Source organism: Acinetobacter sp. MYb191 (assembly GCF_037572605.1).
Taxonomy (GTDB): Bacteria; Pseudomonadota; Gammaproteobacteria; order Pseudomonadales; family Moraxellaceae; genus Acinetobacter; species Acinetobacter johnsonii.
Genome location: NZ_JBBGZP010000017.1, coordinates 40,966 through 66,493 on the forward strand (window position 1 = coordinate 40,966; position 25,528 = coordinate 66,493).

Annotated in this window: 21 protein-coding genes, 1 pseudogene and 1 riboswitch; of the genes and pseudogenes, 9 read left to right on the top strand and 13 right to left on the bottom strand. The window is 44.2% G+C overall.

What is annotated here, in order from left to right; translation table 11 throughout:
- Window position 1 precedes the first annotated feature (1 nt).
- From lptG to WH214_RS12505, 3 genes are all read left to right on the top strand, one after another.
- Window positions 2-1,072: an LPS export ABC transporter permease LptG gene (gene lptG / locus WH214_RS12495; RefSeq protein ID WP_339993464.1), complete on the top strand. Its 1,071-nt coding sequence runs from the start codon at window positions 2-4 to the stop codon at window positions 1,070-1,072.
- 123 nt (window positions 1,073-1,195) lie between these two features.
- On the top strand, window positions 1,196-2,743 hold the full coding sequence (gpmI, locus tag WH214_RS12500) for a 2,3-bisphosphoglycerate-independent phosphoglycerate mutase (protein WP_339993466.1): 1,548 nt from the start codon (window positions 1,196-1,198) through the stop codon (window positions 2,741-2,743).
- Between the two features lie 18 nt (window positions 2,744-2,761).
- Complete coding sequence (locus WH214_RS12505) at window positions 2,762-3,937, top strand: S41 family peptidase (RefSeq protein WP_339421847.1); 1,176 nt, start codon at window positions 2,762-2,764, stop codon at window positions 3,935-3,937.
- 4 nt (window positions 3,938-3,941) lie between these two features.
- On the opposite strand, the gene WH214_RS12510 is transcribed toward WH214_RS12505, so the two are convergent.
- The 3 genes from WH214_RS12510 to gacA all read right to left on the bottom strand — a co-directional run bounded on the left by WH214_RS12510 (window position 3,942) and on the right by gacA (window position 7,604).
- Window positions 3,942-5,306 carry a sigma-54-dependent transcriptional regulator gene (locus WH214_RS12510; RefSeq protein WP_445206368.1) on the bottom strand — a complete coding sequence of 455 codons (1,365 nt, stop codon included), beginning with the start codon at window positions 5,304-5,306 and terminating at the stop codon, window positions 3,942-3,944.
- A gap of 72 nt (window positions 5,307-5,378) precedes the next feature.
- A complete protein-coding gene (locus WH214_RS12515; RefSeq protein ID WP_339993469.1) occupies window positions 5,379-6,947 on the bottom strand; it encodes a two-component system sensor histidine kinase NtrB in 1,569 nt (522 codons plus the stop codon).
- 21 nt (window positions 6,948-6,968) lie between these two features.
- A complete protein-coding gene (gene gacA / locus WH214_RS12520) occupies window positions 6,969-7,604 on the bottom strand; it encodes a response regulator transcription factor GacA (RefSeq protein ID WP_004692836.1) in 636 nt (211 codons plus the stop codon).
- 215 nt (window positions 7,605-7,819) lie between these two features.
- On the opposite strand from gacA, the gene WH214_RS12525 reads away from it, so the two are divergent.
- A complete protein-coding gene (locus tag WH214_RS12525; protein ID WP_339421844.1) occupies window positions 7,820-8,875 on the top strand; it encodes a serine hydrolase in 1,056 nt (351 codons plus the stop codon).
- A gap of 85 nt (window positions 8,876-8,960) precedes the next feature.
- Here the strand turns inward: WH214_RS12525 and thrC are convergent, their stop codons facing one another.
- The 4 genes and pseudogenes from thrC to xerD all read right to left on the bottom strand — a co-directional run bounded on the left by thrC (window position 8,961) and on the right by xerD (window position 13,453).
- Window positions 8,961-10,100, bottom strand: a complete 1,140-nt coding sequence (thrC, locus tag WH214_RS12530; protein ID WP_004692833.1) for a threonine synthase — start codon at window positions 10,098-10,100, stop codon at window positions 8,961-8,963.
- A gap of 65 nt (window positions 10,101-10,165) precedes the next feature.
- Window positions 10,166-11,470, bottom strand: a complete 1,305-nt coding sequence (locus WH214_RS12535) for a homoserine dehydrogenase (protein WP_339993472.1) — start codon at window positions 11,468-11,470, stop codon at window positions 10,166-10,168.
- Between the two features lie 129 nt (window positions 11,471-11,599).
- Window positions 11,600-12,409 (bottom strand): annotated as a pseudogene (locus WH214_RS12540) (DsbC family protein).
- 126 nt (window positions 12,410-12,535) lie between these two features.
- Window positions 12,536-13,453, bottom strand: coding sequence for a site-specific tyrosine recombinase XerD (gene xerD / locus WH214_RS12545; RefSeq protein WP_339421842.1), 918 nt, complete (start codon window positions 13,451-13,453; stop codon window positions 12,536-12,538).
- Between the two features lie 180 nt (window positions 13,454-13,633).
- Here xerD and WH214_RS12550 point away from each other — a divergent pair, with 180 nt between their 5' ends.
- From WH214_RS12550 to ftsW, 5 genes are all read left to right on the top strand, one after another.
- A complete protein-coding gene (locus WH214_RS12550) occupies window positions 13,634-13,894 on the top strand; it encodes a FeoA family protein (protein ID WP_010325703.1) in 261 nt (86 codons plus the stop codon).
- Window positions 13,891-15,750, top strand: a complete 1,860-nt coding sequence (gene feoB / locus WH214_RS12555) for a ferrous iron transporter B (protein ID WP_339993474.1) — start codon at window positions 13,891-13,893, stop codon at window positions 15,748-15,750. Before WH214_RS12550 ends, feoB begins: the two co-directional genes overlap by 4 nt.
- A 27-nt stretch (window positions 15,751-15,777) precedes the next feature.
- Window positions 15,778-16,029 carry a DUF6587 family protein gene (locus tag WH214_RS12560; protein ID WP_339421841.1) on the top strand — a complete coding sequence of 84 codons (252 nt, stop codon included), beginning with the start codon at window positions 15,778-15,780 and terminating at the stop codon, window positions 16,027-16,029.
- Between the two features lie 159 nt (window positions 16,030-16,188).
- A complete protein-coding gene (gene murD / locus WH214_RS12565; protein ID WP_339421840.1) occupies window positions 16,189-17,535 on the top strand; it encodes a UDP-N-acetylmuramoyl-L-alanine--D-glutamate ligase in 1,347 nt (448 codons plus the stop codon).
- A gap of 20 nt (window positions 17,536-17,555) precedes the next feature.
- On the top strand, window positions 17,556-18,752 hold the full coding sequence (gene ftsW / locus WH214_RS12570; protein ID WP_125280616.1) for a putative lipid II flippase FtsW: 1,197 nt from the start codon (window positions 17,556-17,558) through the stop codon (window positions 18,750-18,752).
- A gap of 152 nt (window positions 18,753-18,904) precedes the next feature.
- On the opposite strand, the gene gluQRS is transcribed toward ftsW, so the two are convergent.
- The 6 genes from gluQRS to WH214_RS12600 all read right to left on the bottom strand — a co-directional run bounded on the left by gluQRS (window position 18,905) and on the right by WH214_RS12600 (window position 25,356).
- Complete coding sequence (gluQRS, locus tag WH214_RS12575; RefSeq protein WP_339421839.1) at window positions 18,905-19,825, bottom strand: tRNA glutamyl-Q(34) synthetase GluQRS; 921 nt, start codon at window positions 19,823-19,825, stop codon at window positions 18,905-18,907.
- 2 nt (window positions 19,826-19,827) lie between these two features.
- Window positions 19,828-20,355, bottom strand: coding sequence for an RNA polymerase-binding protein DksA (gene dksA, locus WH214_RS12580; RefSeq protein ID WP_004692816.1), 528 nt, complete (start codon window positions 20,353-20,355; stop codon window positions 19,828-19,830).
- A 209-nt stretch (window positions 20,356-20,564) separates the two neighbouring features.
- Window positions 20,565-21,362, bottom strand: coding sequence for a 3',5'-cyclic-AMP phosphodiesterase (cpdA, locus tag WH214_RS12585; protein WP_062033264.1), 798 nt, complete (start codon window positions 21,360-21,362; stop codon window positions 20,565-20,567).
- Window positions 21,363-21,372: 10 nt separating this feature from the next.
- Window positions 21,373-21,993, bottom strand: coding sequence for an NUDIX domain-containing protein (locus WH214_RS12590; protein WP_339421838.1), 621 nt, complete (start codon window positions 21,991-21,993; stop codon window positions 21,373-21,375).
- A 75-nt stretch (window positions 21,994-22,068) separates the two neighbouring features.
- On the bottom strand, window positions 22,069-23,961 hold the full coding sequence (gene thiC, locus WH214_RS12595; protein WP_339421837.1) for a phosphomethylpyrimidine synthase ThiC: 1,893 nt from the start codon (window positions 23,959-23,961) through the stop codon (window positions 22,069-22,071).
- Between the two features lie 142 nt (window positions 23,962-24,103).
- Window positions 24,104-24,234: riboswitch (TPP riboswitch) on the bottom strand.
- Between the two features lie 69 nt (window positions 24,235-24,303).
- Entirely contained in the window at window positions 24,304-25,356 is a 1,053-nt protein-coding gene (locus tag WH214_RS12600) for a hypothetical protein (protein WP_339421836.1), read from the bottom strand.
- Between the last annotated feature and the right edge of the window lie 172 nt (window positions 25,357-25,528).

Consider the following 25,528-nt stretch of genomic DNA (forward strand, 5'->3'; position numbering starts at 1 on the left):
CATGTTCGCACGTCGTATAGTCGCAAAACATGTGACCAAAACCACCGCGATGGCGATGCTGGGTGCTACCGCTATTTTATCGGTCTTGCAAATTCTGTTTACCTATTTGGGTGAGTTAGGCTCCCTTAAAGAAGGTTATGGTGCTTGGGATGCTTTACGTTATGTACTGTGGGGAGCCCCGCAATATCTCTATGAGATTCTACCGATTGCCGCGTTAATTGGCTCGGTACTGGGCCTCGGCACTTTGGCTTCAAACAGCGAACTGATTGTGATGCGCTCGGTGGGGGTGAGTCTTTGGCGGATTGTTGGTTGGGTGATTCGTTCGGCTTTAATTTTGGTGGTGCTGTCATTCGCATTAAGTGAATGGGTGATTCCTTATACCAATGAGCAAGCCAAAGGTGTGAAAAGCCATCGAACTGCGGCTGAACTTGGTGAAGTACGTGGTTACTGGACACGAGAAGGGCAGCGTTTTATTTATGTCGATTATGCCAATTCTCAAGGTCAGCTGAAAAATGTGCAAGTGGTCGACTTTGACAATAATGCTCGTTTGAAAGGCGTTTTAAATGCTGAGCAAGGTCAGTTTGTGCAAGATGGTCGTTGGATTTTAGAAAATACTGCCCAAGTTGATTTGCTGCCGACAGGCAATGCTACGGCACAAAAGGCCGCTGAAACGCCTTTGGCACTGGCACTGCAGCCGAAATATGTGCACATGGTGACGATTGATCCTGAAGACCTTTCACCGAGTCAATTGGTCAGTTTCATGAGCTATATGCATGAATACAGCCAAGTGCCTAAAACTTATCAGTTGGCTTTTTGGCAGAAAGTGGCGTCTCCATTTGCCTTGATTGCTTTGGTGTTGATTGCTTGTTCCTTTATTTTTTGCCCACTGCGCCAGCAATCGATGGGCTTTCGTTTGGTCATTGCACTGTTTACAGGCCTAGGTTTCTTTTACCTACAAGACTTCTTGGGTTATGCAAGTTTGGTTTATTCGCCTTCACCCGCATGGTTTGTTTTTGTGCCGATTTTACTGATGTTTGTCGCAGGTGGTTATTTATTACAACGTGCGCGATAACTGTACGATATTGAAGAAAACAATGCGGATGATGGTGTTAAACCATCATGCCTGCATAGAGTCTTGACCGAAAATTCGGTAAGATAGAGCGATGAATTTGTAGACAAAAAAAGAGTGCTTATTATGGCGGATGCAACTGCTGGCAAAATCCCTCACGTACTGGTCATTATGGATGGTGTGGGACACCGTGAAGCGATCGAAGACAATGCATTTTTAGCAGCGAATCGACCGAATTTAACAGCGATTGAAGCAAAGCATCCGCATAGCTTAATTTCAGGTTCTGGTGAAGACGTGGGTCTGCCAGATGGCCAAATGGGCAACTCTGAAGTGGGCCACATGAACTTGGGTGCAGGGCGTGTGCTCTATCAAGACTTTACCCGAATCACCAAAGACATTCGTACGGGTGCTTTTTTCGAGCATGAAGTTTTGGTTGATGCTGTTGAGAAAGCCAAAGCAGCGGGTGGTGCGTTGCACATCATGGGGCTATTGTCTGAAGGTGGGGTGCATTCACACGAAGACCACATTGTTGCCATGGCTGAACTTGCGTTAAAACGCGGTGCAACCGTGTATCTCCATGCCTTCTTAGATGGTCGTGATACCCCGCCACGCAGTGCACAGCCTTCTTTAGAAAAATTAGATGCATTGTTTGCTCAATATCCAAATCAAGGTCGTATTGTGAGTCTGATTGGTCGTTATTTTGCGATGGATCGAGATAACCGTTGGGACCGTGTGGAACAAGCCTATCGTTTACTCACAGAGTCTGAAGCAACACGTACTGCAGCTACAGCAGTTGAAGGTTTAGCATTGGCTTATGCCGCAGACGAATCTGATGAATTTGTCAAAGCAACACGCATTGGCGATGCCGTAAAAGTTCAAGATGGTGACAGCATTGTCTTTATGAATTTCCGTGCGGATCGTGCGCGTGAAATTACCAAAGCGTTTGTTGAAAAAGATTTTGCAGGCTTTGCGCGTAAAGTTGTACCAAACCTATCTAAGTTTGTGATGTTGACACGCTACCAAGCCAGTATTGATGCACCTGTGGCGTATATGACTGAAGCATTAAAAAACTCGATTGGTGAATATCTTTCAGACCTTGGTAAAACCCAATTACGTATTGCTGAAACAGAAAAATATGCACATGTGACATTCTTCTTCAGTGGTGGTCGTGAAGATGAATATCCGGGTGAAAAACGTATTTTGATTCCATCACCGAATGTGGCTACTTATGATCTCAAGCCAGAAATGAGCGCCTATGAAGTAACCGATGAATTGGTGGCTGCGATTAACTCTGGTGAGTTTGATCTATTGGTGGTGAACTATGCCAATGGCGATATGGTTGGTCATACGGGCGTGGTTAATGCTGCAGTGAAAGCAGTGGAAGCTGTTGATTTATGCTTAGGCCGTGTCTATGAGGCGGTGATGGCACAAAAAGGCCATATGTTAATTACGGCTGACCATGGTAATGTTGAACAAATGCAGGATTATCACAGTGGTCAGGTGCATACCCAGCATACGACAGAATTGGTGCCTTTTATCTATGTCGGCCCAACTCAAGCAACCATTGCTGAGGGTGGTGTATTGGCCGATGTCGCACCAACCTTGTTAAGCTTGATGCATCTTCCTGTTCCAGCAGACATGCAAGGTCGTAATTTAATTACATTAGACGTATAAATCAATTTGGGTGGATAAATGGCAAAGGCATCGTGGACTTCAATAGGTGTAGTGATTGCTTTAGGTCTGAGTCTGATCCACCCGATGGGGGCTGTTGCAAAAACTGCGGCAGCACCCGCTTTTGATGATGAATTAGAACAAGGTTATGTTGAGGTTCCGATAGAATCAATTCAACAATTTGTGCAAATCTACGGTTTAGTCAAAGACAATTATGTGGCTGAACGTAGTGATGAAGCACTGTTTCAACAAGCGATTAAAGGTTTAGTCAGTGGCTTAGACCGTTATTCTCGCTATTTATCTCCTCAAGAATATAAACAACTGGTGCAATATACCGAAGGGGATTTGGCTTCAGTTGACTTCAGTTTAGAGTTTGATTCTCGCTTACAACAATGGTTGATTCGTGGATTAAAACCTGACTCAGATTCCAGTAAATTGGGCTTAAAAAAAGGGATCTCCGTTTTTAAAGTGGATGATCAAGAGCTACGCAAGCTCAACCATGCTCAAGTCAATGAATTACTCAGTGGGGCGATTGGTAGTACCGTCAGCTTGCAGTTGAAAGCCAACTCAACGCCGATCAATTTAGTCCGAACCAAAAAAGTTGAAACCGATATCCAGGCGCAACTGTTGAATAACCAAGTTTTGGTACTCAAGGTGCGGGTGTTCCAACAGGATACGGCCAATGAAATTCAGCAACTGATTGAAGAGCATCAGTCTTCGCGTTTAAAAGCGGTCTTGATTGACCTCAGAAATAATCCCGGGGGGTTGTTGTCTGCCGCAGTTGAATCTGCCGATTTATTCTTAAATCAAGGGGTGATTGTTTCAACTCAAAGCCGTTCCGAAGGGGATCAACAGTTCCAAGCTTTACCAAGTTTAGAATTTCAAAACTTAAAAGTGGGGATTCTGATTAATGACCGCTCTGCGTCGGCTGCAGAGGTATTTACCGCTGCGCTGAAGGAGCATGGACGGGCGTGGGTGATTGGTGAAAAAAGTTATGGTAAGGGCGTGGTACAAAAACTATTTCCACTATCGAATGGTGCAGCTTTGCAAATGACGGTATCTCACTATTACACCCCAAGTGGTCGGATGATTGAAGGGGTGGGGATTGCGCCAAATCAGGTGTATCCAATGCCACATGAACTCAAAGACGAAAGCTATGTTGAACATGTGGCAGAGATTCTAATTAACCGTCGTTAAGTCTCTAAACGGAATCGTCTTCGCCATCTAGTCCGAATTTCTTCAAGCGATAACGTAAAGAACGGAAAGACATGCCGAGCTTTTTAGCCGCCAGTGTTCGGTTCCAATGGGTGAGATTGAGCGCATTCATCAAAATTTCTTTTTCAATTTTTTCTAAATACAGCTCTAAACCCTCTTCGGGTAATTTACGCGAAGGCACATGACTGAGTTGATCATTGCCAACAGTACCTTGTTGCGTGGCATTGGCATAGTTGGTCTGAGCAATGGGTCGAAGTGGGGCTGTTTGCAAGTGCGGTAAGTCGATACTGCTTTCATCACTTAAGGTGATGGCACGTTCCATCATATTGCGTAATTCACGCACATTACCCGGATAATATTGGGCCAATAAAAACTCACGCGCACGTTCACTCAGTGGTTTGACTGGGATGTCCCATTCTTGGCAGATTTTCTGAATGAAATGTTGTGCCAAGAGAATAATGTCATTGCCACGCTCACGTAGGGCAGGCAGTACAATGTCCATGACATGGATGCGGAAGTACAAATCCTGACGGAACTTACCTTGTTGCACCAGTGCTTCTAAGTCTTGATGGCTGGCACTAATCACACGGAAATCGACATCAATTTCGGTGTCACTCCCAATTGGGCGAATGCGTTTTTCTTGTACCGCGCGCAATAGTTTCACCTGCATAGTGAGCGGTAACTCAGCAATTTCATCTAAAAATAAACTGCCGCCATGCGCAGAGAGAATCAGCCCTTGTTTGTCTTGAGTCGCCCCTGTAAAGCTACCCTTACGGTGTCCAAACAATTCACTTTCCATCAGTTCAGTCGGTATGGCACCGCAGTTGATGGCAATAAATGGCCCTTCATTGCGATTGCTCAGGCGATGTACCAGATTAGCCACGACTTCTTTGCCGGTCCCCGATTCACCCGTAATAAAGACAGGGGCTTGCGAGCGTGCAATTTTCTTTAAGGTGATGCGTAGCTGTTGAATAGGAAGGGACTGACCAATCAGCAGACGATGTTCAAGCGTATCTTCTTGGATATGCAGCTGGCTGATGGGCTGATTAAAGGCTTTTTGTAAAAGTTGCTCTAAATGTTTTTGGTTGATCGGTTTGCTGACAAAATCAAACGCACCAGCTTTAAGTGCTGTAATCGCAATATCCATATTGCCGTAAGCAGTCAACACTGCAACGGGTAAATTAGGATAATTTTGAGCAATAAAATCGACCAAGCTCAGGCCATTACCATCGGGTAAATTAAGATCGGTTAGACAGGCATCATATTGATGCGTTTTCAGGGCTTGAACCGCCTCTTGTAAGCGATAGGCAATATGTGTGTCAATCCCCATCCGACTTAAAGACATTTGCATTAGTGTACATAAGTCTTGTTCGTCATCCACCAATAAAACAAGTGGTTTTTTTTCCACGTTTAACCCCAAAAATTACACGTCATTGTTTATACGGGGGCATTCAATCCGAAAGCATGCCCCTATTTTTTGTTCTACATAGTATAGCTTAGCTTGGTTGGCTTCGCAGAAACTATGGGATAAATATAATCCTAACCCAGTTCCATTGATTGAGGTACTAAAAAACGGTTGAAACAGGGTGCTTTGATCCTGAGTGGCGACCCCTTCACCAAAATCGCAGACCTCAATATGGACGAGGTTTTTATAGCTATAGACTCGAATGTGAATATGCTCGGCTTCAGCTGCATTATGCCGAATGGCATTTCGAATCAGGTTGATCAGCACTTGTCTCAGTTGTTGTTCATCAAACTGAATCTGAGCTGGATCGGAAATGCGGTAATCAATTTGATCTTTGACATCGGGCAAATCTTCAACGATAAAACGTTCTAAAAAAGCGGCGACATCAATCAAGGTTGGATAGGTTTCTTTACTACGTGCCATGCTCAGTGTATCGCCAATAATTTTATCAATCCGTGAGGCTTGTTTGGTAATCATGTTCTGCAACAGCTCTTGTTGTGGATCACTGGCTTGCATCAACTCATTGGCTTGAGTGATGGCTGCCAGTGGGTTGCGAATTTCATGTGCAATGCTGGCAGAAAGCTGACCTAGTGCAGCCAGTTTGAGTTGTTGTACACGTTGATTAATTTTTTGTGCATCTTGCAGCACTAATAAGGTGAGTGTTTGATTCGGGACTTGAAGTTTTTGAATTTCGATCTGAATTTGAAAGCGACTCAGCTGGGATGTAAATTGGAATTTTTCCCCATTTTTCAGTTGGTCGAATTTGAGTAGTTCAAATAAATCAGGCTGTGCCTTATATAAAGGATATTTGTCATAGGCATAAATCGGGGAGATGCCCAATAATGTACATGCGGCAGGATTACTCAGCACCATGTGGCAGTTTTCATCGAGCACCAAATAGCCGAGCTCGGTTTGCTCTAAAATATAACGGTTAATGTTTTGTAGCTGGTCCAGTTCTTGGGATTGATAGAAGTTTAAATTTTCAAGGACTTGAAAACGTCGTACCGCAATTTGTCCAGACCCATAAACCACAAAGAACAAAAAGGCGAGCACGGCACTGTTGCCAATGGTATTCAGTGAACTAATTGAAAACAGAGTTCCAATAAAGTGTTGATAAACCAGTGTAATTACAGCAATCAAGGTGATGATGAGCGCTTTTTGTTTATCGACCAATACACAAGCGGCAAAGATCGTGATCACAAACAATAAGCTTAACTGTAAGTTCGGACCATCGGTGGCAAAAGTGAGTAAACTGAGGCTAATGACATCGATGATAAACAACAAGGTGAGCTGAAGTGGTATGCGCTTGCGCACATGCTTGAGGCTCAATAGCTGAAAGGCACTGATAAAAATAAAGCCAATCAGGACAGAACGATACAATACTGGATATTGATAATTTGAAAACAACTGCTCATAGGTCAGTAGATAAACCAACAACAAACAGCAGCCAATAAACAGTCGATAAGACGCATACCAAACACCTAAACGGTATTGATTTAACTGAATATTGGTTGAGTATTGCAGCATGCGGGTGTTAGTCAGCTTGCATCAGGGTTTGATTAAGCCATAACGAATAGCAAGGTGAGTCAGCTTCACATCACTGTCGATGTTGAGCTTTTCAAAAATTCGGTAACGGTAAGTATTGACCGTTTTTACGCTCACAAAAAGTTTGTCAGAAATTTCTTGTGCACTAATGCAATTCACGACCATCATCGCCACCTGCATTTCACGTTCAGAAAGAGCATCAAAAGGCGAGGTTTGTGTATCCGATAGATAAGAACTGGCCAGTTGTTCAGCAATATCAGCACTGAAATATTTGCCGCCTTGCATCACTTTATTAATCGCACGTACCATTTCGGTCACAGGTGCACCCTTTGTAATGTAGCCTTTGGCGCCAGCTTTGAGTAACAGGGAAGGATAAGGCTCTTCAGCTAGGCCACTGACTGCCAGTACTTTGGTCTCGGGTGCGGTTTGCAGTAAGCGGCGTGTGGTTTCAACTCCACCAATGCCTGGCATGTTGACATCTAACAGAACCACATTTGGGTGATGTTGACGGACGAGGTTAATTGCTTCTTCACCAGATTCAGCTTGGCCAATGACTTGAACATCAGCATGGTCCTCGAGCATTCGACAAATCCCTGTACGTACTAACTCATGGTCATCTACCACTAAAACTGTGATCACCTAGCTCTTCCTCACTATAAAAACCATATTTTTTGTTACATAAAGCAAAATAAGCTTGCAATGAAACGACAAAATTAGCAATCCTATTCTTAGGCTTATTTGAAAAGATATGCACGCTGTCGACGGCAATGCCGTTCGCATTGTGTACAAATGTAAGGCATATTGGCGTGAATACGCAAATGTATCTTATGGGTTATGAAGTTGAGTGAAGAAAAGTGAAAAAATCAAATAAATTTTTAATGCACCTATTGGGATGGTCGATTGCAACGACGGTCAGTACCCATAGCTTTGCAGACTTGGTGATGAACCCGGGCTCGGGCCCTAGCCAAGCAAGCATGAGCTGGTCTGCAGCAGATGCAGAACAGCTTCTGAATGATGATCTCATGGAAGATCCTGAAGAGTACGCTCCTCAGGGTTCAACAAAAGTCACCACCAGTATTCGCAGTTCCAATGGTGTGGTGACGAACAACAGTACCTCAAAAACGGTACAAATTTTCGACACCTCGAAATATTCAAACCAACCCAGTGTCAATGCTCGTGCAGCATTGGTGATGGATGGCAATACAGGTGAAGTGCTGTACAGTAAAAACAGTAATACCGCGCTGCCGATTGCTTCGATTACTAAGCTGATGACGGCAGTGGTGATTTCAGATGCGCGTTTAAATATGTCTGAAAACATTACTTTACAGCAAGCGGACTTTTCGTGTTCGGGTTGTAAAAGTTCAAGTTCGTCCCTGCGTGCAGGGGACAGTATGAACCGTGCAGAGGCATTGTTATTTGCATTAATGAAGTCAGAAAACCCAGCAGCATCAGCGCTTGCACGGACGTATCCGGGTGGTCGCTCAGCCTTTGTTTCGGCGATGAATTCCAAAGCAAAATCTTTGGGTATGAACTCAACCCATTATATGGAATCGACAGGTCTACATCCGGGTAATATCGCTTCAGCACGTGACTTGGGTATTTTGGTCAATGCTGCGTCTCAGTATGGTTTGATTCGTCAGTTCTCAACCACAGCAAGCTATGACTTTAACTTGGGCTATCGTGTATTGAAATCAAACAATACCAATGCCTTGGTTCGTAATGGTGGTTGGAATATTAATATTTCAAAAACAGGTTTCATTAATGAAGCCGGTCGCTGTGTGGTGATGCATACCACTTTAAATAACCGTCCAGCAGTGGTGGTGTTATTGGGCGCGGACTCATCTGCAGCACGTACCAATGATGCAACGCGTCTAATGAACTGGGCAAGCCAATTACCAAAACGTATTTAACCCGACTTTGTTTTTGTTCACTCAACAACAAAAATTGAGTCATAAAAAAGCCCTGCATATGCAGGGCTTTTTTGTCTTCTTTGAATTACATGTTTGAAAGAATGGAATCGCGTACTTGTTCTAAAGTTGCATCGATTGACAGCATGACCGCATCAGAACATTGCTTGATCGCAGTATCAGGGTCTTTTAGACCATTACCTGTCACCGTACAGACAATCACAGAACCTTCCGCAATTTTACCTGCTTTGATGTCACGGATTGCACCGCCAATCGATGCTGCAGAAGCAGGTTCTACAAAGACACCTTCATACATTGAAAGCAAACGCTGTGCTTCTAAGATTTCAGCATCAGTCAGTTCGTCGAACCAACCTTGAGAGTCACGAACCACTGCTTTAGCATGGTTCCAGCTTTGTGGATTACCAATACGGATAGCCGTTGCAACTGTTTCAGGGTTCTCAACAGGTGCACCACGTAAGAATGGCGCAGCACCTGCTGCTTGGTAACCGACCATGGTTGGTAAACCTTCAGGCTTTGGACCTGTGAATTGATCTGTTTCAGCGTCGTAAATCACTTGCTCAAACTGATCCGCAGGTTGGTTGGCAACTGCTTCGGTATAACCCATCCAGTGTGCAGTAATGTTCCCTGCGTTACCCACGGGTAAGCAGTGGTAATCTGGTGCACGGCCTAACTCATCTACGATTTCGTAAGCAATGGTTTTTTGACCTTGCAAACGGTAAGGATTGATTGAGTTGACGATCGTTACAGGGGCTTTATCGGCAATTTCTTTAACCAGACGCATACCGTCATCGAAGTTACCACGGATTTGCATGGTGATGGCACCATACATCATTGCTTGCGCCATTTTACCCATGGCAATTTTGCCCTCTGGGATTAACACAAACGCTTTGATGCCTGCACGTGCTGCATAAGCCGCAGCTGCAGCTGAGGTATTACCTGTAGAGGCACAGATAATCGCTTTTGAGCCTTCTTCAACGGCTTTAGTGACTGCCATGGTCATACCACGGTCTTTAAATGAACCAGTCGGGTTTAAGCCCTCGTACTTCACATAAATTTCAACATTTTTGCCAATTAAACGTGGAATGTTCTCGAGTTTAATCAGTGGCGTATTACCTTCACCTAAAGAAATAGCGCGAGTAGTTGCAGACACTGGTAAACGGTCGCGATAACGGTCAACTAAACCAGTATAACGATTGGCATTCGACATGATGATGTTCCAATTGTGTGTAGAGCTTGGTGAGGAAGAGAAGAGCGTTCTTTTCCTCAACCCGATTAATTATCAAGCGATTCTAAACGAATTCGCACGATTTCGCCATGAATGACGGGTAAGGCTTGAATTTGAGCAAGTGCCTCGTCCATTTTTGATTCAACGACTGGATCAGTCAAAATCACGATTGGAATAAGGTCTTTTAAGCGTGGTTGCTGCATGATGGCATCGATACTGATGCCTGCACGACTGAGAATCGTAGTCACATCCGCCAAGACGCCAGTTTGATCTTCTGCATTAATCCGGATGTAATAACCTGTGGTCATTTCTTCACGGCTTAAAATTGGCACATTGGTCAGTGCTTCGAAGGCCAATTGTGGAATCGTTCCAGCACCATCTTCGGTATAAGATATATCACGGACGATATCAATGACATCTGCAACGACCGCAGAAGCAGTTGGACCTGCGCCTGCACCCGCACCGTAATACAATGTTGGGCCGACAGCATGAGCTTGTACCAAGACGGCATTTTTAACGCCGTTGACATTGGCAATCAGTTCTTCAGCAGGGATCAAGGTTGGGTGAACACGAAGTTCGATACCATTCGCTGTGCGTCGCGCAATCCCCAAGTGTTTAATACGGAAACCCAGCTCTTCAGCATACTTCACGTCTTGCGCTGTGATTTTACTGATGCCTTCGGTATAGACTTTGTCAAACTGTAGCGGAATACCAAAAGCACACGATGCTAAAATCGTGAGTTTATGTGCAGCATCAATGCCTTCGACATCAAAAGTTGGATCAGCTTCGGCATAACCGAGTTCTTGGGCTTCTTTTAATACGTCTGCAAAGGCACGACCTTTTTCACGCATTTCAGTCAAGATAAAGTTTCCTGTACCATTGATGATACCCGCTAACCAATTAATCTTGTTTGCTGCTAGGCCTTCACGCATCACTTTAATGATGGGAATTCCCCCTGCAACCGCAGCTTCATAAGCGATTTGCACGGCATTGTCATCCGCAAGTTTGAACAGCTCATTACCATGTTCAGCAAGTAAAGCTTTGTTCGCGGTGACCACTTGTTTACCATGTAAAATGGCTTCTTTAATCACTTCATATGCAGGGTGGATGCCACCCATTACTTCAACCACAACATCGACATCAGGCTGACGCACAATGTCGAGTAAGTCAGCACTTTGCTTGACCTCATCGCCTAAATCTAAGTCTGGACGAGGGCGGCGTGTGCCGACATAGGTAATTTTAATTTCACGACCGGTGCGACGTTTAATCTCAGCAGCATTTTCTTTTAGTAGTTTAAGGGCACCACCACCCACAGTACCAAGACCGAGGATTGCCAGACGAACTGGTTTCACGTCACACTCCAATTTACTTATATATATTGAACCAAGCCTAGATCATAGCTAAAAAAACTGTGAGACTCTAGGAAAGAAATCATTTTATGTTCAACTATAAATATTAGTTAAATAACAAATAAAAATTAGTTATTTAAGGCGATTTAATAATTCACTTGGGGCCAAATAACCACCGAGATATTCACCATCTTCATTGTAGATGGCAGGTGTCCCATTTACGCCCATGTTCAGACCCAACTGGTATTGATCTCGCACTGGGTTTTTACAGGTTGCCAGTGGAAGTTGAGCACCTGAAATCGCTTGATCAAAGGCAGCTTGACGGTCTGCACTACACCACACACTTTCCATGGCTGGCATGAACTGTTCACCACGCGGCCATGCAATGTAACGTACTTCAATGCCTTGAGCTGTGATTTCAGGGATATGCTCGTGCAGTTTATGGCAGTAAGGGCAGCTGGCATCGGTAAAGACATAAACCACATGCTTAGTCTTGCCTTTGGCTTTATAAACCAGAAGATCTTCAGTTTTGAGTCCAGCTAGAAGTTTTTTGTTGGCTTCAGCTTGCAGGTTGTCACTGACGTTGTGGAGGGTTTTATCGCCCAAGCGAATCACATCACCTTGGATAATATATTTACCATCTGCCGTGGTATAAACCGAGCTCATCCCTTCAAGATTGACCCAAAATAAGTTTGGCACTTCAGTGGTTTTGATATCGATGATTTTGGCATTGATATTGGCTGTTTTGAAATGCTTTTGAAGAGTGTCAATTAAACGTTGCTTTGCATTACGTTCCGTCAAAGTTGACGCTTCACCTGTGGCTGGTGCACTTGCCGTTAAAGAGTCTTGTTTTTTTTCTTCAGTGTTATTTTAACATGCTGTAAATAGAACACTTGAAGCAATGGCACAGGCAATGAACAATGGTTTACGGGTAAATAACATAGATAACCCTTTTTCTTTTGACTTTATAAAAACAGAGCGCCAAGCATAGCAAAAAAAGTACAGGACTCGGTAATACTTCGTAGTCTTCGTGCTAAAAACAGCCTTAAGTTATGGATGATCAAGACCTTAAGCCCTAGGGTGATGGCTGGCATGCAGTTGTTGCATACGCACTTGTGCGACATGGGTATAAATTTGTGTCGTGGACAGATCACTATGTCCCAATAACATTTGTACCACACGCAAGTCGGCGCCGTGATTGAGTAAATGCGTTGCAAAAGCATGGCGTAAGGTATGTGGAGAAAGTTCTGCCTGAATTCCTGCTTGTAAGGCATAACGCTTAATGGCATACCAAAAGTTTTGTCGACTCATGATGCCACCATGTTGGGTGAGAAATAGATAGTCAGTTGCAGATTTATATAATTGCGGACGTGATTCAATTAAGTATTTTTCGACCCACTCCACTGCAATTTGACCCAAAGGCACCAGCCGCTCTTTATTGCCCTTACCCGTAATTCTTAAATAGCCTTGTTTTAGATTGATTAAGTCTAGGCGTAGATTCAGTAGCTCAGATACGCGTAGTCCACAGGCATATAACACTTCAAACATGGCGCGATCACGGAGTCCAAGAGCGGTTTCAATATCGGGGGTTTGGATTAAGGCATCCACGTCTTGCTCAGACAAATCTTTAGGCAGTGCGCGGCCAATTTTGGGTGTTTTATGTAGCGCGACAGGGTTGTCTGAACGCAGTTTTTGTTCCCGTAGAAATTTAAAAAAAGAACGCAGAGCAGACAGACAGCGCGCAATGGAGCGCGGGCTTTTGCCTTGTTTGGTGAGGGTCAGGAGAACATCGGCGACATCATCACTGCTCCATTCGGGCATGCTCATCTGACTACACTCGCTGCACTGTAATAAATCAGAGAGATAAGCATTTCGGGTGTGTGGGCTGACGGTTTGTGCAATGAGATAATCTTTAAAGCCGTGTAAAAAACTGAGCTGAGTTGGAATTTGAACAGGCGCAGGCACACGCGGTTTTTTATTTAACATAAAGCTCTCAAGCACATCATCACGGAAAGACAAAAACAAGGAATAGGGGTTTTATTCAATGTAGTGTAATCACTCTCGCTTGTCGATGTGTTATAACAGATGCGAATCATTATCGAATCTGATTTGGTAATTATTCTCATTTGTTTGTATACTGTTCAAAATATTAAAGGGTTGGATGCGGTGCGTTTATCTGATTTAAAAGTCAAACAAACTGCCATCATTAACAAAGTGAATCATACTTTGGATGGCGAAGCTCAGACTGATTTGGTGGCTAGTCGTCTTGAAACATTAGGCTTTGTCGCAGGTACAAAAGTACAGGTGATTACCAAAGGTGTTTTTGGTGGCGATCCAATTTTAATCCAAGTGGGTTTTACACGTTTCGCCTTAAGAAAAGTTGAAGCTGAAAAAATTGAAATTCAAGTCGAAGGAGCACCTAGATGAGTGATGCCTTGCGTGTTGCCCTTGTAGGTAATCCAAACTGCGGTAAAACTTCGTTATTTAACCATCTCACTGGAACGCGCCAAAAAGTAGGTAACTATGCGGGTGTTACGGTTGAGCGTAAAGTTGGTCAATTTACTCTTCCTTCTGGTCAAGCGGTTCGCGTGTTGGATTTGCCAGGGACGTATAGCTTAGATGCGACCAGTCCTGATGAAATGATTACCCGTGACGTGGTGTTGGGGAAAATTGCAGAAGAAGGTCAGCAAGATGCTTTCTTATGTATCGTTGATGCAACTAACCTCAAACTTCACCTCGGTTTAGTGATTGAACTGATTGCATTGGGCCGTCCAATGTTAATCGTTTTAAACATGATGGATGAAGCACGTCGCCGTGGCATGCAAATCAATACCCAAAAGCTTTCTGAGCGCTTGGGTGTGCCGATCGTTGAAACCGTTGCGGTGCGTAATTCGGGTATTGAAAGCCTGCTTGGCGCTTTAGAGCAGGGCAAATATGCCGTGCCTTATACCGAGTTGACGGGCTTAAAAGGCGACACTGCACATGAGAAAGTAGAAAATTTATTACATGATGCCGTGCAGTACGTCGATGAAGAAGACAAGCGAACTGATTTTCTGGATAAGATTTTCCTACATCCAGTTTTGGGTCTAGTTAGCCTTGCAGTGATGATGTTTATTGTCTTCCAAGCCGTTTTTGCTTGGGCAGCGCCGTTTATGGATGGGATTGAAACCTTCTTTGGCTGGCTAGGTGAAACCATTGGTGGGTCCATTAGCCACCCTTTACTTAACAGTTTGGTGGTGGACGGGATTATTGCGGGTGCGGGCGGTGTGGTGGTGTTCTTGCCGCAGATTTTAATTTTGTTCTTCTTTATCTTGGTATTGGAAGAGTCGGGTTATTTACCACGTGCCGCATTTTTGCTAGATAAGCTGATGTTTAAAGCAGGTCTTTCTGGGCGTGCCTTTATTACATTGTTGTCTAGCTTTGCCTGCGCAATTCCGGGCATCATGGCATCGCGTACCATTAGTGATCCGCGTGACCGTTTGACCACGATTTTTGTGGCACCGTTAATGACGTGTTCTGCACGTTTACCTGTATATGCCTTGTTAATTGCTGCTTTTATTCCTGAACAAACTGTTTGGGGGATCTTCAATCTGCAAGGTTTGGTGTTGTTTGCTTTATATATGGCCGGGATTGTGAGTGCACTGTGTGTATCTTTCGTTCTGAAATTCTTCCATAAAGACAAGTCACAACATATGTTGATGATGGAGTTGCCAAGCTATCGTTTCCCTGACTTAAAGAATATTTGGATTGGTTTACTTGATCGTGCCAAGATCTTCTTGCGTCGCGTGGGTGGCATCATTTTCGCGTTGTCTATTTTGCTGTGGTTCTTATGTACCTTCCCGCAAGCCCCTGAAGGCGCGACTTTACCTGAAATTGATTATTCATTTGCCGGTATGCTCGGTCATTTACTGCAACCAATTTTTGCACCGCTGGGCTTCAACTGGCAGATTTGTATTGCCTTGATTCCAGCCATGGCCGCTCGTGAAGTGGTGGTGGCAGCTTTAGGTACGGTATATGCCTTATCCGCTGTTGATGAAGATGCCATGTCACAAGGTTTGGCTTCACTGATCAGTAGTGGCGGTGAGCTCGGCTGGTCGGTGGCGACTGGTCTGTCTTTATTGGTGTGGTTTATTTATGCGCCGCACTGTTTGGCGACTTTAGCGACGGTCAAACGTGAAACAGGTTCATGGAAAACCGTGAGTTTTATGACTATTTACTTGTTTGGTTTGGCTTATTTAATGTCATTCCTGACCTATCAAATTGCAACGCACTATTTGGGCTAATCGGCGTAAATAGGCGAGGAGATTGAGATGATTGAAATTCTAATTGTTGCTGCTCTAGTGATCTGGAGTGCAGTGGTGGTATTTAAGAAAGTATTTCCTAAGACATCGGGTTCAGTTTTCATGTCCTTGTCCATGCTGTGTGAGGCTCGTGGTTGGACACGTTTAGCGATGTGGTTAAAGCCGTCAATGGCTGGCGGGTGTGGCGGAAACTGTGCCTGCCCAGCAACAGAAGACAGCAATGCGAAAAAGCCTGAAGTTCAAGCGGTGAAGTGGAAATAAAACGATTTTTGCTCACAAATAAAAAAGCCGTCCAAGAGGGGCGGCTTTTTTACGCACTGACACAAAAAAAGTGCAGGAAAGTCAAAACAGAAAAAGCATTCAAAACAGCAAAGTGCTAACATTTCCGCAGATAAATCTCAGACCAAGCATGGGGCGAAAATGTTAATACAACGTGGTGGACTTAAGGTCGTTGCAGGGCTCGGCATTTCTGGTGTTGCAGCGGTCAATTTTTTACATAACCAAGGCTACCGCGTTGCAGTAACGGACTCTCGATCGACCCCGCCCGGTCATGACCAAATTCCAGCAGAGGTACAAACCAGTTTTGGTCAGTTTGACGCAGAACTGTTGTTGTCTGCTGAAGAAATCATTATTAGCCCTGGGCTCGATCCGAAACTACCTGAAATTCAAGCTGCGATTGCCAAAGGCATTCCTGTGGTGAGTGAGATTCAGATTTTACGCCGTGCAACGGATAAGCCGATCATGGCGATTACGGGATCTAATGCAAAAAGCACCGTGACGACCTTAATTGGTCTGATGGCTGAACATGCAGGTGTAAAAGTCGCGGTAGGGGGTAATCTAGGCCGTCCAGCGTTGGATTTAACCAAAGATGAGCCAGATTTATACATTTTAGAACTATCTAGCTTTCAGTTAGAAACCACCTCAAATTTACAAGCTGAGGTTGCGGTGGTGCTGAATATGAGTGAAGACCATCTTGACCGTCATGGCGATATGATGGGCTATCACACCGCGAAGCATCGCATTTTCCAAGGCGTGAAAAAAGTCGTTCATAACCGTGATGACTCACTTACTCGTCCTTTGGTACCTGATGCTACGCCGATGCAAAGTTTTGGTTTAAATGCACCTGATATGAATCAATATGGTGTATTAAGAGATGACGATGGTACGATTTGGTTGGCCCGTGGTCGCACACGTTTATTGAACAGTGCAGAGATGTATATTCAAGGCACACACAATGTGGCCAATGCGTTGGCCTGTTTGGCTTTAGGTGAGGCGATTAATCTTCCACTTGAGTCGATGTTGGAAACGCTGAAAAGCTTTAAAGGCTTAGAGCATCGCTGTGAGTTTGTGAAAGAAGTTGAGGGTGTTCGTTACTATAATGACTCTAAGGGCACCAACGTAGGTGCAACACTAGCTGCAATTGATGGTCTAGGTGCTGCGATTGAAACCCAAGGCGGCAAAGTCGCGATCATTTTAGGTGGTCAAGGCAAAGGGCAAGACTTTAGCGCTTTACGTGAGGCTTTGAGCAAATACGTGAAGGTAGCTGTGTTGATTGGTGAAGATGCGGCGTTGATTGAAAAAGCCGTGGCAGGAACAACCACCTTACTGCATGCTGAGACTTTAGAGCAGGCAGTTGCACTTTGCCAAGCTCATACCCAAGCCCATGATGTCGTGTTATTGTCACCTGCATGTGCAAGTTTTGATATGTTCAGTGGTTACCCACAGCGCGGACATCAGTTTGTCGCTTGTGTGCAAGAACTCCACTAAAAAATAATAAGGAAATTGAGATGGCTGAGTTTGCTCAGACAACGATCAATAAAATTAACCAGTTTTATAGCCGTTGGGCGCCGCGTGTACCCAGCGAAGTGACACCACGTAATGTGTTGATCTTCTGCGTCGTTGCGTTGTTGTGTTTAGGTTCGATCATGGTCGCATCTGCGTCGATGCCTTATGCTGAACGCCTTCATGAGAATTCATTTCACTATGTCCTTCGTCACGGGATTTCAATCGCGGTGGCTGGCGTTTTGGCCTATGCGGTATACCGAGTTCCGCTCAATGTTTGGTTCAATAACACCTTCCCACTGTGGATTTTGACTATCTTACTGCTGGCCGCCGTATTGGTTGTCGGTACCGAGGTCAATGGTTCGACCCGCTGGATTCGTGTTGCAGGCTTTACGTTACAGGCTTCTGAGGTCGCCAAAGTGATGATGGCGATTTTCACAGCGGACTATGTGGTACGCCGTGCTGAAGAAGTACGAAACAATATCAAAGGTTTGATCCGTCTCGGTATTATTATGCTGTTGACGGTGGGTTTGATTATCGCGGAGCCCGACTTGGGTGCAACCGTGGTGATTAGTTTGATGATGCTCGGTATCTTTTTCCTTGCTGGCGCGCCGTTGATTCAGTTTGGTATGGCTTTTGGTGCAATTTTTGCGGCATTTGTCTTTCTGATTGTATTTGAGCCTTACCGTTTTGAACGTCTAATGTCTTTCTCAAACCCTTGGGAAGATCCGCTAGGCACTGGTTACCAGCTTTCCAATGCCTTGATGGCTTTTGGGCGTGGTGAATGGTTTGGTGTAGGACTTGGCCACAGTGTACAGAAAATGGCCTACTTGCCTGAAGCCCATACCGACTTCATGTTGGCCATTTTAGGTGAAGAGTTTGGCTTTTTCGGCATCACTACGGTCTTAATTCTGTCCTTTACCATGTTGCTGTGCTGTATCAAAGTGGGTCATCGTGCGCTGAAAAATCAGTACCTGCGTGCGGGTTATTTGGCTTATGGGGTATCGATTATTTTCTTACTGCAAATTTTGGTAAACGCAGGTATGAATATGGGGATGCTGCCAACCAAAGGTTTGACGCTACCTTTTATTAGTTATGGCGGTTCATCACTGATTATGTGCGCAGTGATGATCAGTTTGATTTTGAAAATTGATGCAACAACACAAAGTGCTAATCCAACCAAAGAAGAATCCAGCTTCTAAGCGGGTTCTTCTTTCATCACGCTTTCCGCAGAATAAACGTACTTTTCGTTTTATGCGGATAGCGTTTGAGCCCTTTATAAATTTTTTGAATTTCCTTCAATTACAAACGTTGCGCACTAGACCTCGCGTTGAGTTTCTGCCGCAATCGTTTGCTATAAATAGGTACCGTGCAGGGTAGTACGGTGAGGAATCAGTGAAATATCCCATTGCGCAATGGCTTGTTGCAACATTCGTTCAGGGTGGTCTAACGCGACAGATGGCTGATTTAGAGCATGTATCGCTTGAGCGAGTAGTGCTGGTGCTTGGTTAAGATCCAGTGCCTGTGCCATGTTTTGTTTAGACAACTTTTGCCCTTGATCATTCATGGCTAAAGGCAGATGCATATAGCTAAGGCGCGGGTAATCTAGCAGCTGACCTAAATAAATTTGACGCTCGGTATTATCCAATAGATCTGCACCACGAACCACATGTGTGATGCCTTGTAGGTAGTCATCCACCACGACCGCTAATTGATAGTTGATAATGCCATCGCGGCGTTTCAGTACAAAGTCACCGAGCTCATGTGCCAGTTGTGAGCAGTGTCTGCCTTGCAGAGCATCATCAAAACAAATCTCGACATCTTCTACTTTGACGCGAATGGCGTGTTGCTCAAAAGGCAGAGCAAGGTCACGGCAGGTGCCTGCATAAATGTGGTTAGAACCGAGCATTTTTCGGGTGCACTGACAGGCATAGACCAGTTTGAGTTGATGCAGTTGTTGAATCACGTCTTCATATAGGTCGAGACGATCTTTTTGGAAAATAATCCCCGCATCGGGCTGAAAGCCGAAAGCCTCAATACAACGCAAGATATGGCTTTCACTGCCAGGGTAAATACGCGGGATATCGGTATCTTCGATACGAACCAACCATGTGCCTTGATGTGCTTTAGCTTCGCAATAACTGGCAACGGCGGTGATGAGTGAACCAAAATGCAAAGGGCCGGTTGGCGATGGCGCAAACCGACCCACATAAGCCATCCTGTTGTCCCCCTCCTTATGTAAAGGAGGGGTTGGGGGAGGATTATTGAATAACATGATTAACCGTTATTTTGCTTCTCTTTGATTTCTGCCAGTGTTTTGCAGTCAATACATAAAGTTGCAGTTGGACGAGCCTCTAAACGGCGCAGACCAATTTCGATGCCACAGGTTTCACAGAAACCATAGTCATCGTTTTTAATCGCTTCAATTGATTGCTCGATTTTGCGGATGAGTTTACGTTCACGGTCACGTGTACGTAGTTCAATTGCAAACTCTTCTTCTTGTGTCGCTCGGTCATTCACATCAGGCAAAGCGGTGTTTTCGTCTTGCATGGTGTTGAGTGTGCGGTCAACTTCTGACATCAACTCTGCTTTCCATGCCAACAAAATTTGGCGGAAGTGCTCAAGCTGACCTTCAGACATGTATTCTTCATTTTTTTTCGGCTGATAAGGTTCAATACCAAATAAGCTTGCAGTAGAACCACCGTCAGTCGCTTTAGGCTTAGTTTTGCGCACACGTTTTGTAGATTTTTCATCTACAACATCAGTTTGTTCGTCTAAGACAGTATTTTGGTTGTCATTCGCCATTTAGGGCAATCCTCATCATATACGTATCTTTAATACGCAAAAAATATGGTGATATGCAAGTGTTTTTATCCACCCTCGAGGAGATTAAGCCTCGGGGGTCGTCATCATATAGACTTTTTAAGTATTTTGATAGTCTTTGATGTTTGGATTAAATTGATCACTTTTTCGTAAGAGCAACTAAGGTAATTGAAAACGATAAAAATGAAAAGTTAATAACCTGAAATTTCAACATTTATTTTTTGCTGTGCGTGTAAGACACGTTCTACGTGGGTTTCATGGCTGCCATCTGCGTTTAATTGTAAAATACGATAACCTGGTGCTTGCTCATCTAAGGCAAAATGATCGCTTAAAGGCTTAAATTGGACACTGGTAGACGGCGTCGAGTAAAACTGAATACCATGCCATTCACGCCATGATTCTTGATGGACATGTCCCGACAGCACAATTTTGACATTGTGGTATTTCGCTAGAACCGCAGTGAGGTCTTGGGTGTTCTTGAGTTTATGTTGATCAATCCATTTTGACTGCATTTCAAAAGGATGATGATGACAGGCAATCACAATGTGTTGCTGGGCAAATTCTTGTAGGATCTGTTCCAGTTGGTTCAACTGTGTTTCATCGACCCAGCCATCGATTTTACCTTTGACGGCACTATTGAGTAAAACCACACTCCAAGGGCCGAAGTGAATCACATGAACTTTGTTTTGTTGCTGATGAAAAGGGAAGTGCTCGGCATTGTCATGATTGCCCGGAACCTGATAAAACGGCGTCTTTAAACTCTGCATAAAGTCTAAATAGCGTTGATAGGTTCGAGGCACAGGTACTTGCGCCAAGTCACCCGTATGGACGATGGCATTCAGCTGTGGGTGACGCTCAACAATATGTTGCATCACATGATGAAAGCTTTGCTCTGGATTCATACGTACAAATTCCAGATGATCTTGATCCATCAAGTGCGTATCTGAAATTTGGATAATGGTCCAATTTTTTTCATTATTTAAAGTCATGCCTGACCCCTTAGACATTCCTTGTCGTTTTAATCTGTTGTTGTAGCCATTGCAAGGCCATTATGACAGGCGCATTTCTGAGCCGACCATTGGAAAGTAATGTCTCGATCTGCGCATAATCAATCAGGTGTAATAAAATATTTTCACCTTCATCGGGCATACCAAATACACCACCCTGTTCGGGTAAATCGGCCGAAGCACTATACAGATGAAACAGTTCCGCACAGGCACCTGCAGAAGGATAAAAGCTAAACAGATGTTGTAAGTGTTCAATCTGACAGCCTGATTCTTCTAATGCTTCACGGCGAATACAGCTTTCAGGTGATTCATCACCATCGAGTACTCCCGCAATAATCTCCAGCTGCCAAGCTGAATCTTGGTCATCCATAGCACCAATACGAAATTGTTCAATCAAGGCAAATTTTTGTTGTGCATCATCATAAATTAAGACACCTGCAGCTTCAGGGCGCTGAATGAGCTCACGTGAAATCACAGAGGTGTACTCAGTTTGATTAAACAGGCGATGACGTAAATTTACTTTTTCTACTTGAACAAAACCCTGAAAAACAAAGGCTCTGTCTACAATTTGGACATCTTCACTGTGATATGTAGCTTGCTTAATTATGTTCATAAAGCGCAATCAGGATGAAATTTATCATTTCATCCTAACTGAGAATCGCATGATTACAAAAGGTTTTTTATCAACTTACACTTTTTGGTACAAGTTTTGTCCGCTTGCATGGAATTGTTTTTTCATGCTATCGAGACCGTTTTCGACCTCTTCTTGCTGAATTTTATTCAGCGTAGCGTTTTGCTGGTTTTGTGCATAATCACGCACGTTTTGGGTGATTTTCATCGAGCAAAACTTGGGACCACACATTGAACAGAAGTGCGCAGATTTGTGCGCTTCCTTCGGCATGGTTTCATCATGCATGCTACGCGCCGTGTCTGGGTCAAGGCTGAGATTAAACTGATCTTCCCAGCGGAATTCAAAACGTGCTTTAGACAGGGCATTGTCACGGACTTGCGCACCCGGATGACCTTTGGCTAAATCTGCTGCATGTGCTGCAATTTTATAGGTGATGATACCATCTTTGACGTCTTTTTTGTTCGGCAGGCCCAAGTGTTCTTTTGGAGTGACATAGCACAACATGGCAGTCCCATACCAACCAATCATCGCCGCACCAATCGCAGAAGTAATATGGTCATAACCCGGTGCAATATCGGTGGTCAATGGCCCTAAAGTGTAGAAGGGCGCTTCTTGGCAGACTTCAAGTTGCAGATCCATGTTTTCTTTGATCATATGCATTGGCACATGCCCCGGACCTTCAATCATCACTTGCACATCATGTTTCCATGCGCGATGGGTGAGTTCGCCTAAAGTACGCAATTCAGAGAACTGTGCTTCGTCATTGGCATCTTGGATACACCCTGGACGTAGGCCATCACCTAAGCTGAATGACACATCATAGGCTTTCATGATTTCGCAGATTTCATCGAAATGCGTATAGAGGAAGTTCTCTTGATGATGGGCCAAACACCACTGTGCCATGATCGAACCACCCCGTGACACAATACCAGTGAGGCGATTCGCAGTCATAGGAACATAACGCAATAAGACGCCTGCATGGATGGTGAAATAATCCACGCCTTGCTCAGCTTGTTCGATCAGCGTGTCTTTGAAGATTTCCCATGTCAGGTCTTCCGCCACCCCATCAACTTTTTCTAAAGCTTGATAGATCGGTACAGTACCAATCGGAACAGGTGAGTTACGGATAATCCATTCACGGGTTTCATGGATGTTCTTCCCTGTGGAGAGATCCATGATGGTGTCTGCACCCCAACGGGTTGCCCACGTCATTTTTGCGACTTCTTCATCGATTGAAGAGCCGAGAGCCGAGTTACCAATATTGGCATTGATTTTCACCAAGAAGTTTCGGCCAATGATCATTGGTTCAATTTCAGGGTGGTTAATATTGGCAGGGATAATCGCACGCCCTTCAGCCACTTCTTTACGTACAAACTCAGGCGTGATTTCCATCAAGTTATGCGCACCAAAGTTTTGCCCTGCGTGCTGACGTGCATCAACTCCTTCACGTTGACGCTGATTTTCACGTATAGCGATGTATTCCATTTCAGGAGTAATGATGCCTTGTTTGGCATAATGCATCTGCGTGACATTGAGGCCTGCTTTGGCACGACGTGGTTTTTGAATATGCGCAAAGCGGATATCAGCGGTACGAATATCCCGTAAACGCTCTTGACCAAATCTTGAACTGAGGCTGTCTAACATTTCGGTATCGTTGCGCTCTTCAATCCAGCTTTCACGGACATTCGGTAGACCTTTGTTCAGATCAATACTGACATTGGTATCGGTATACACGCCCGAGGTGTCATACACCATCACTGGTGGATTGTACTCACCGCCTAAGCCTGTTGGGGTTTCGGTCAGTTCAATCTCACGCATGGGGACTTGAATGTCTGGGCGCGAACCTTGGATATAGACTTTTTTAGAGGCAGGCAAGATACGGGTCAGATCTTTGGCATCTTGTTCATGTTGTGCTGAAATTTCAGCGGAAAGATTCGTTAAATGGTTCATTGCAATGATCCTTATGAATGACATCAACGAATCAAGCACGACCAAAAACGATGGCAATTGAAGCTATTTCTGTGTTGTTGATTTGGTGATACAAATGCAACGGATGTATTTCTACTGGAAATAGTTCAATGAAAGGCGTTCAGTTTTTAGATGGCTTGATTCCTACGCAGGTCTTAACCTGATCAGGTTCAACGGTACTCAGCTTCAAAACTTTATTATTGAAAAGTCTTAGCTGATCTCAGCGAGCAATTACTCGCGCTCCGTCAAGCGATACATCATCTTAACATGCACTGTTGTTAAAAACAGCGACCTTTTTATTCAAAGTGTGAAAGGGAAATGTGTTCAACGTTCTAAGCAAATGGCATCGCTTAAGCAGTCTTTGCCTTGATCGGGTTGGACCATACGCAGTTGAATAAAGTGCGCCAATTGTCTTTGTAATAGTTGATCTGCACCGAGGCGCTGCACATGAGCGGATGCAGGCAAGATGATTTGAGCCGCTCTTTGTTCAGGGCTGAGCGCCACGAACTTTAAAAATAAGCGCGCTTGATCCGTCACTATTGAATTTTTTAATGCGGCTAGGCGCTCAATTTCTTCCAAATAGTTGCTTTGCACGGTATAGCCGTCGTAAACGCGTTGAGTATCCAGTCCGATAAACAAGAGGGTGCTATATAGATTCAACAGATGACGTGCATCTTGGTGATAGCTACTTTTCGGATATTGCTGTAAATAGCTTTCCCAATACAGCGCACGATCTACAATTTCTTTGGCATCAATTTTGACCTGACTTCCAATCACGGCAGGGTATTGATTCTGTGTTGCCAGATGTTCAATAAACTCTTGCTCAGCGACAGGTAGGTAAGGCGCAAAAATTTTGGCTAAATATTCAGGGCTACGGCGGTAATGCACTTGTCCTTCGCCTGCATCAAACAACTCGACATAAGACTGCCCTTGGTGTTTGATAAGGTATTGGTCACGAATGGTAAGTTGCTCAAAAAGACTTTGTTGAATGGTCGGATGCTGAGCCATTTCTAGAGCATAGCTTTCAAAAGCGCGCTGCTGTTGCGGCGTACGTTCAACTGATAAGAAGTCATGGTACATTTTATTGGATAAACCCAATAAATGCTTTTGTTGTTGAAAGCCGAGTAAAGGTAAACACAGCTTAAGATCTTGATTGATTTGCTCTAGAGCAAAAGTCGTACGTTGTGCATCTATTTCCGACATGTTTTTGTCAATTTTTTGGCACAAGTCGGTTAAGTCCAAGGTTTGAGTCGAAGACGCTTCTATTTGTGCGGGCTCTTGAAAGCTGACAGATTCAGGTTTTTGACAGGCAGCCAACAGCGCGCACATGAAAATCAGTGCGTAAGGTTTAAGCGAAAATAAAGAAGAATGATTCACAGCGACTCGATCAAAAAACTCAGTTCAGCGACAACACAGTAGAGAAACTCCTTTTCTCCGTGGCTCATTTTATAGGGGGAATGGAATTTTTAATGTGTAGTATTGTGAATGAGTTTGTTGAACGGGCTATGACACTATTCAATATTTACTTCATAATGAACAGATTAGTGCA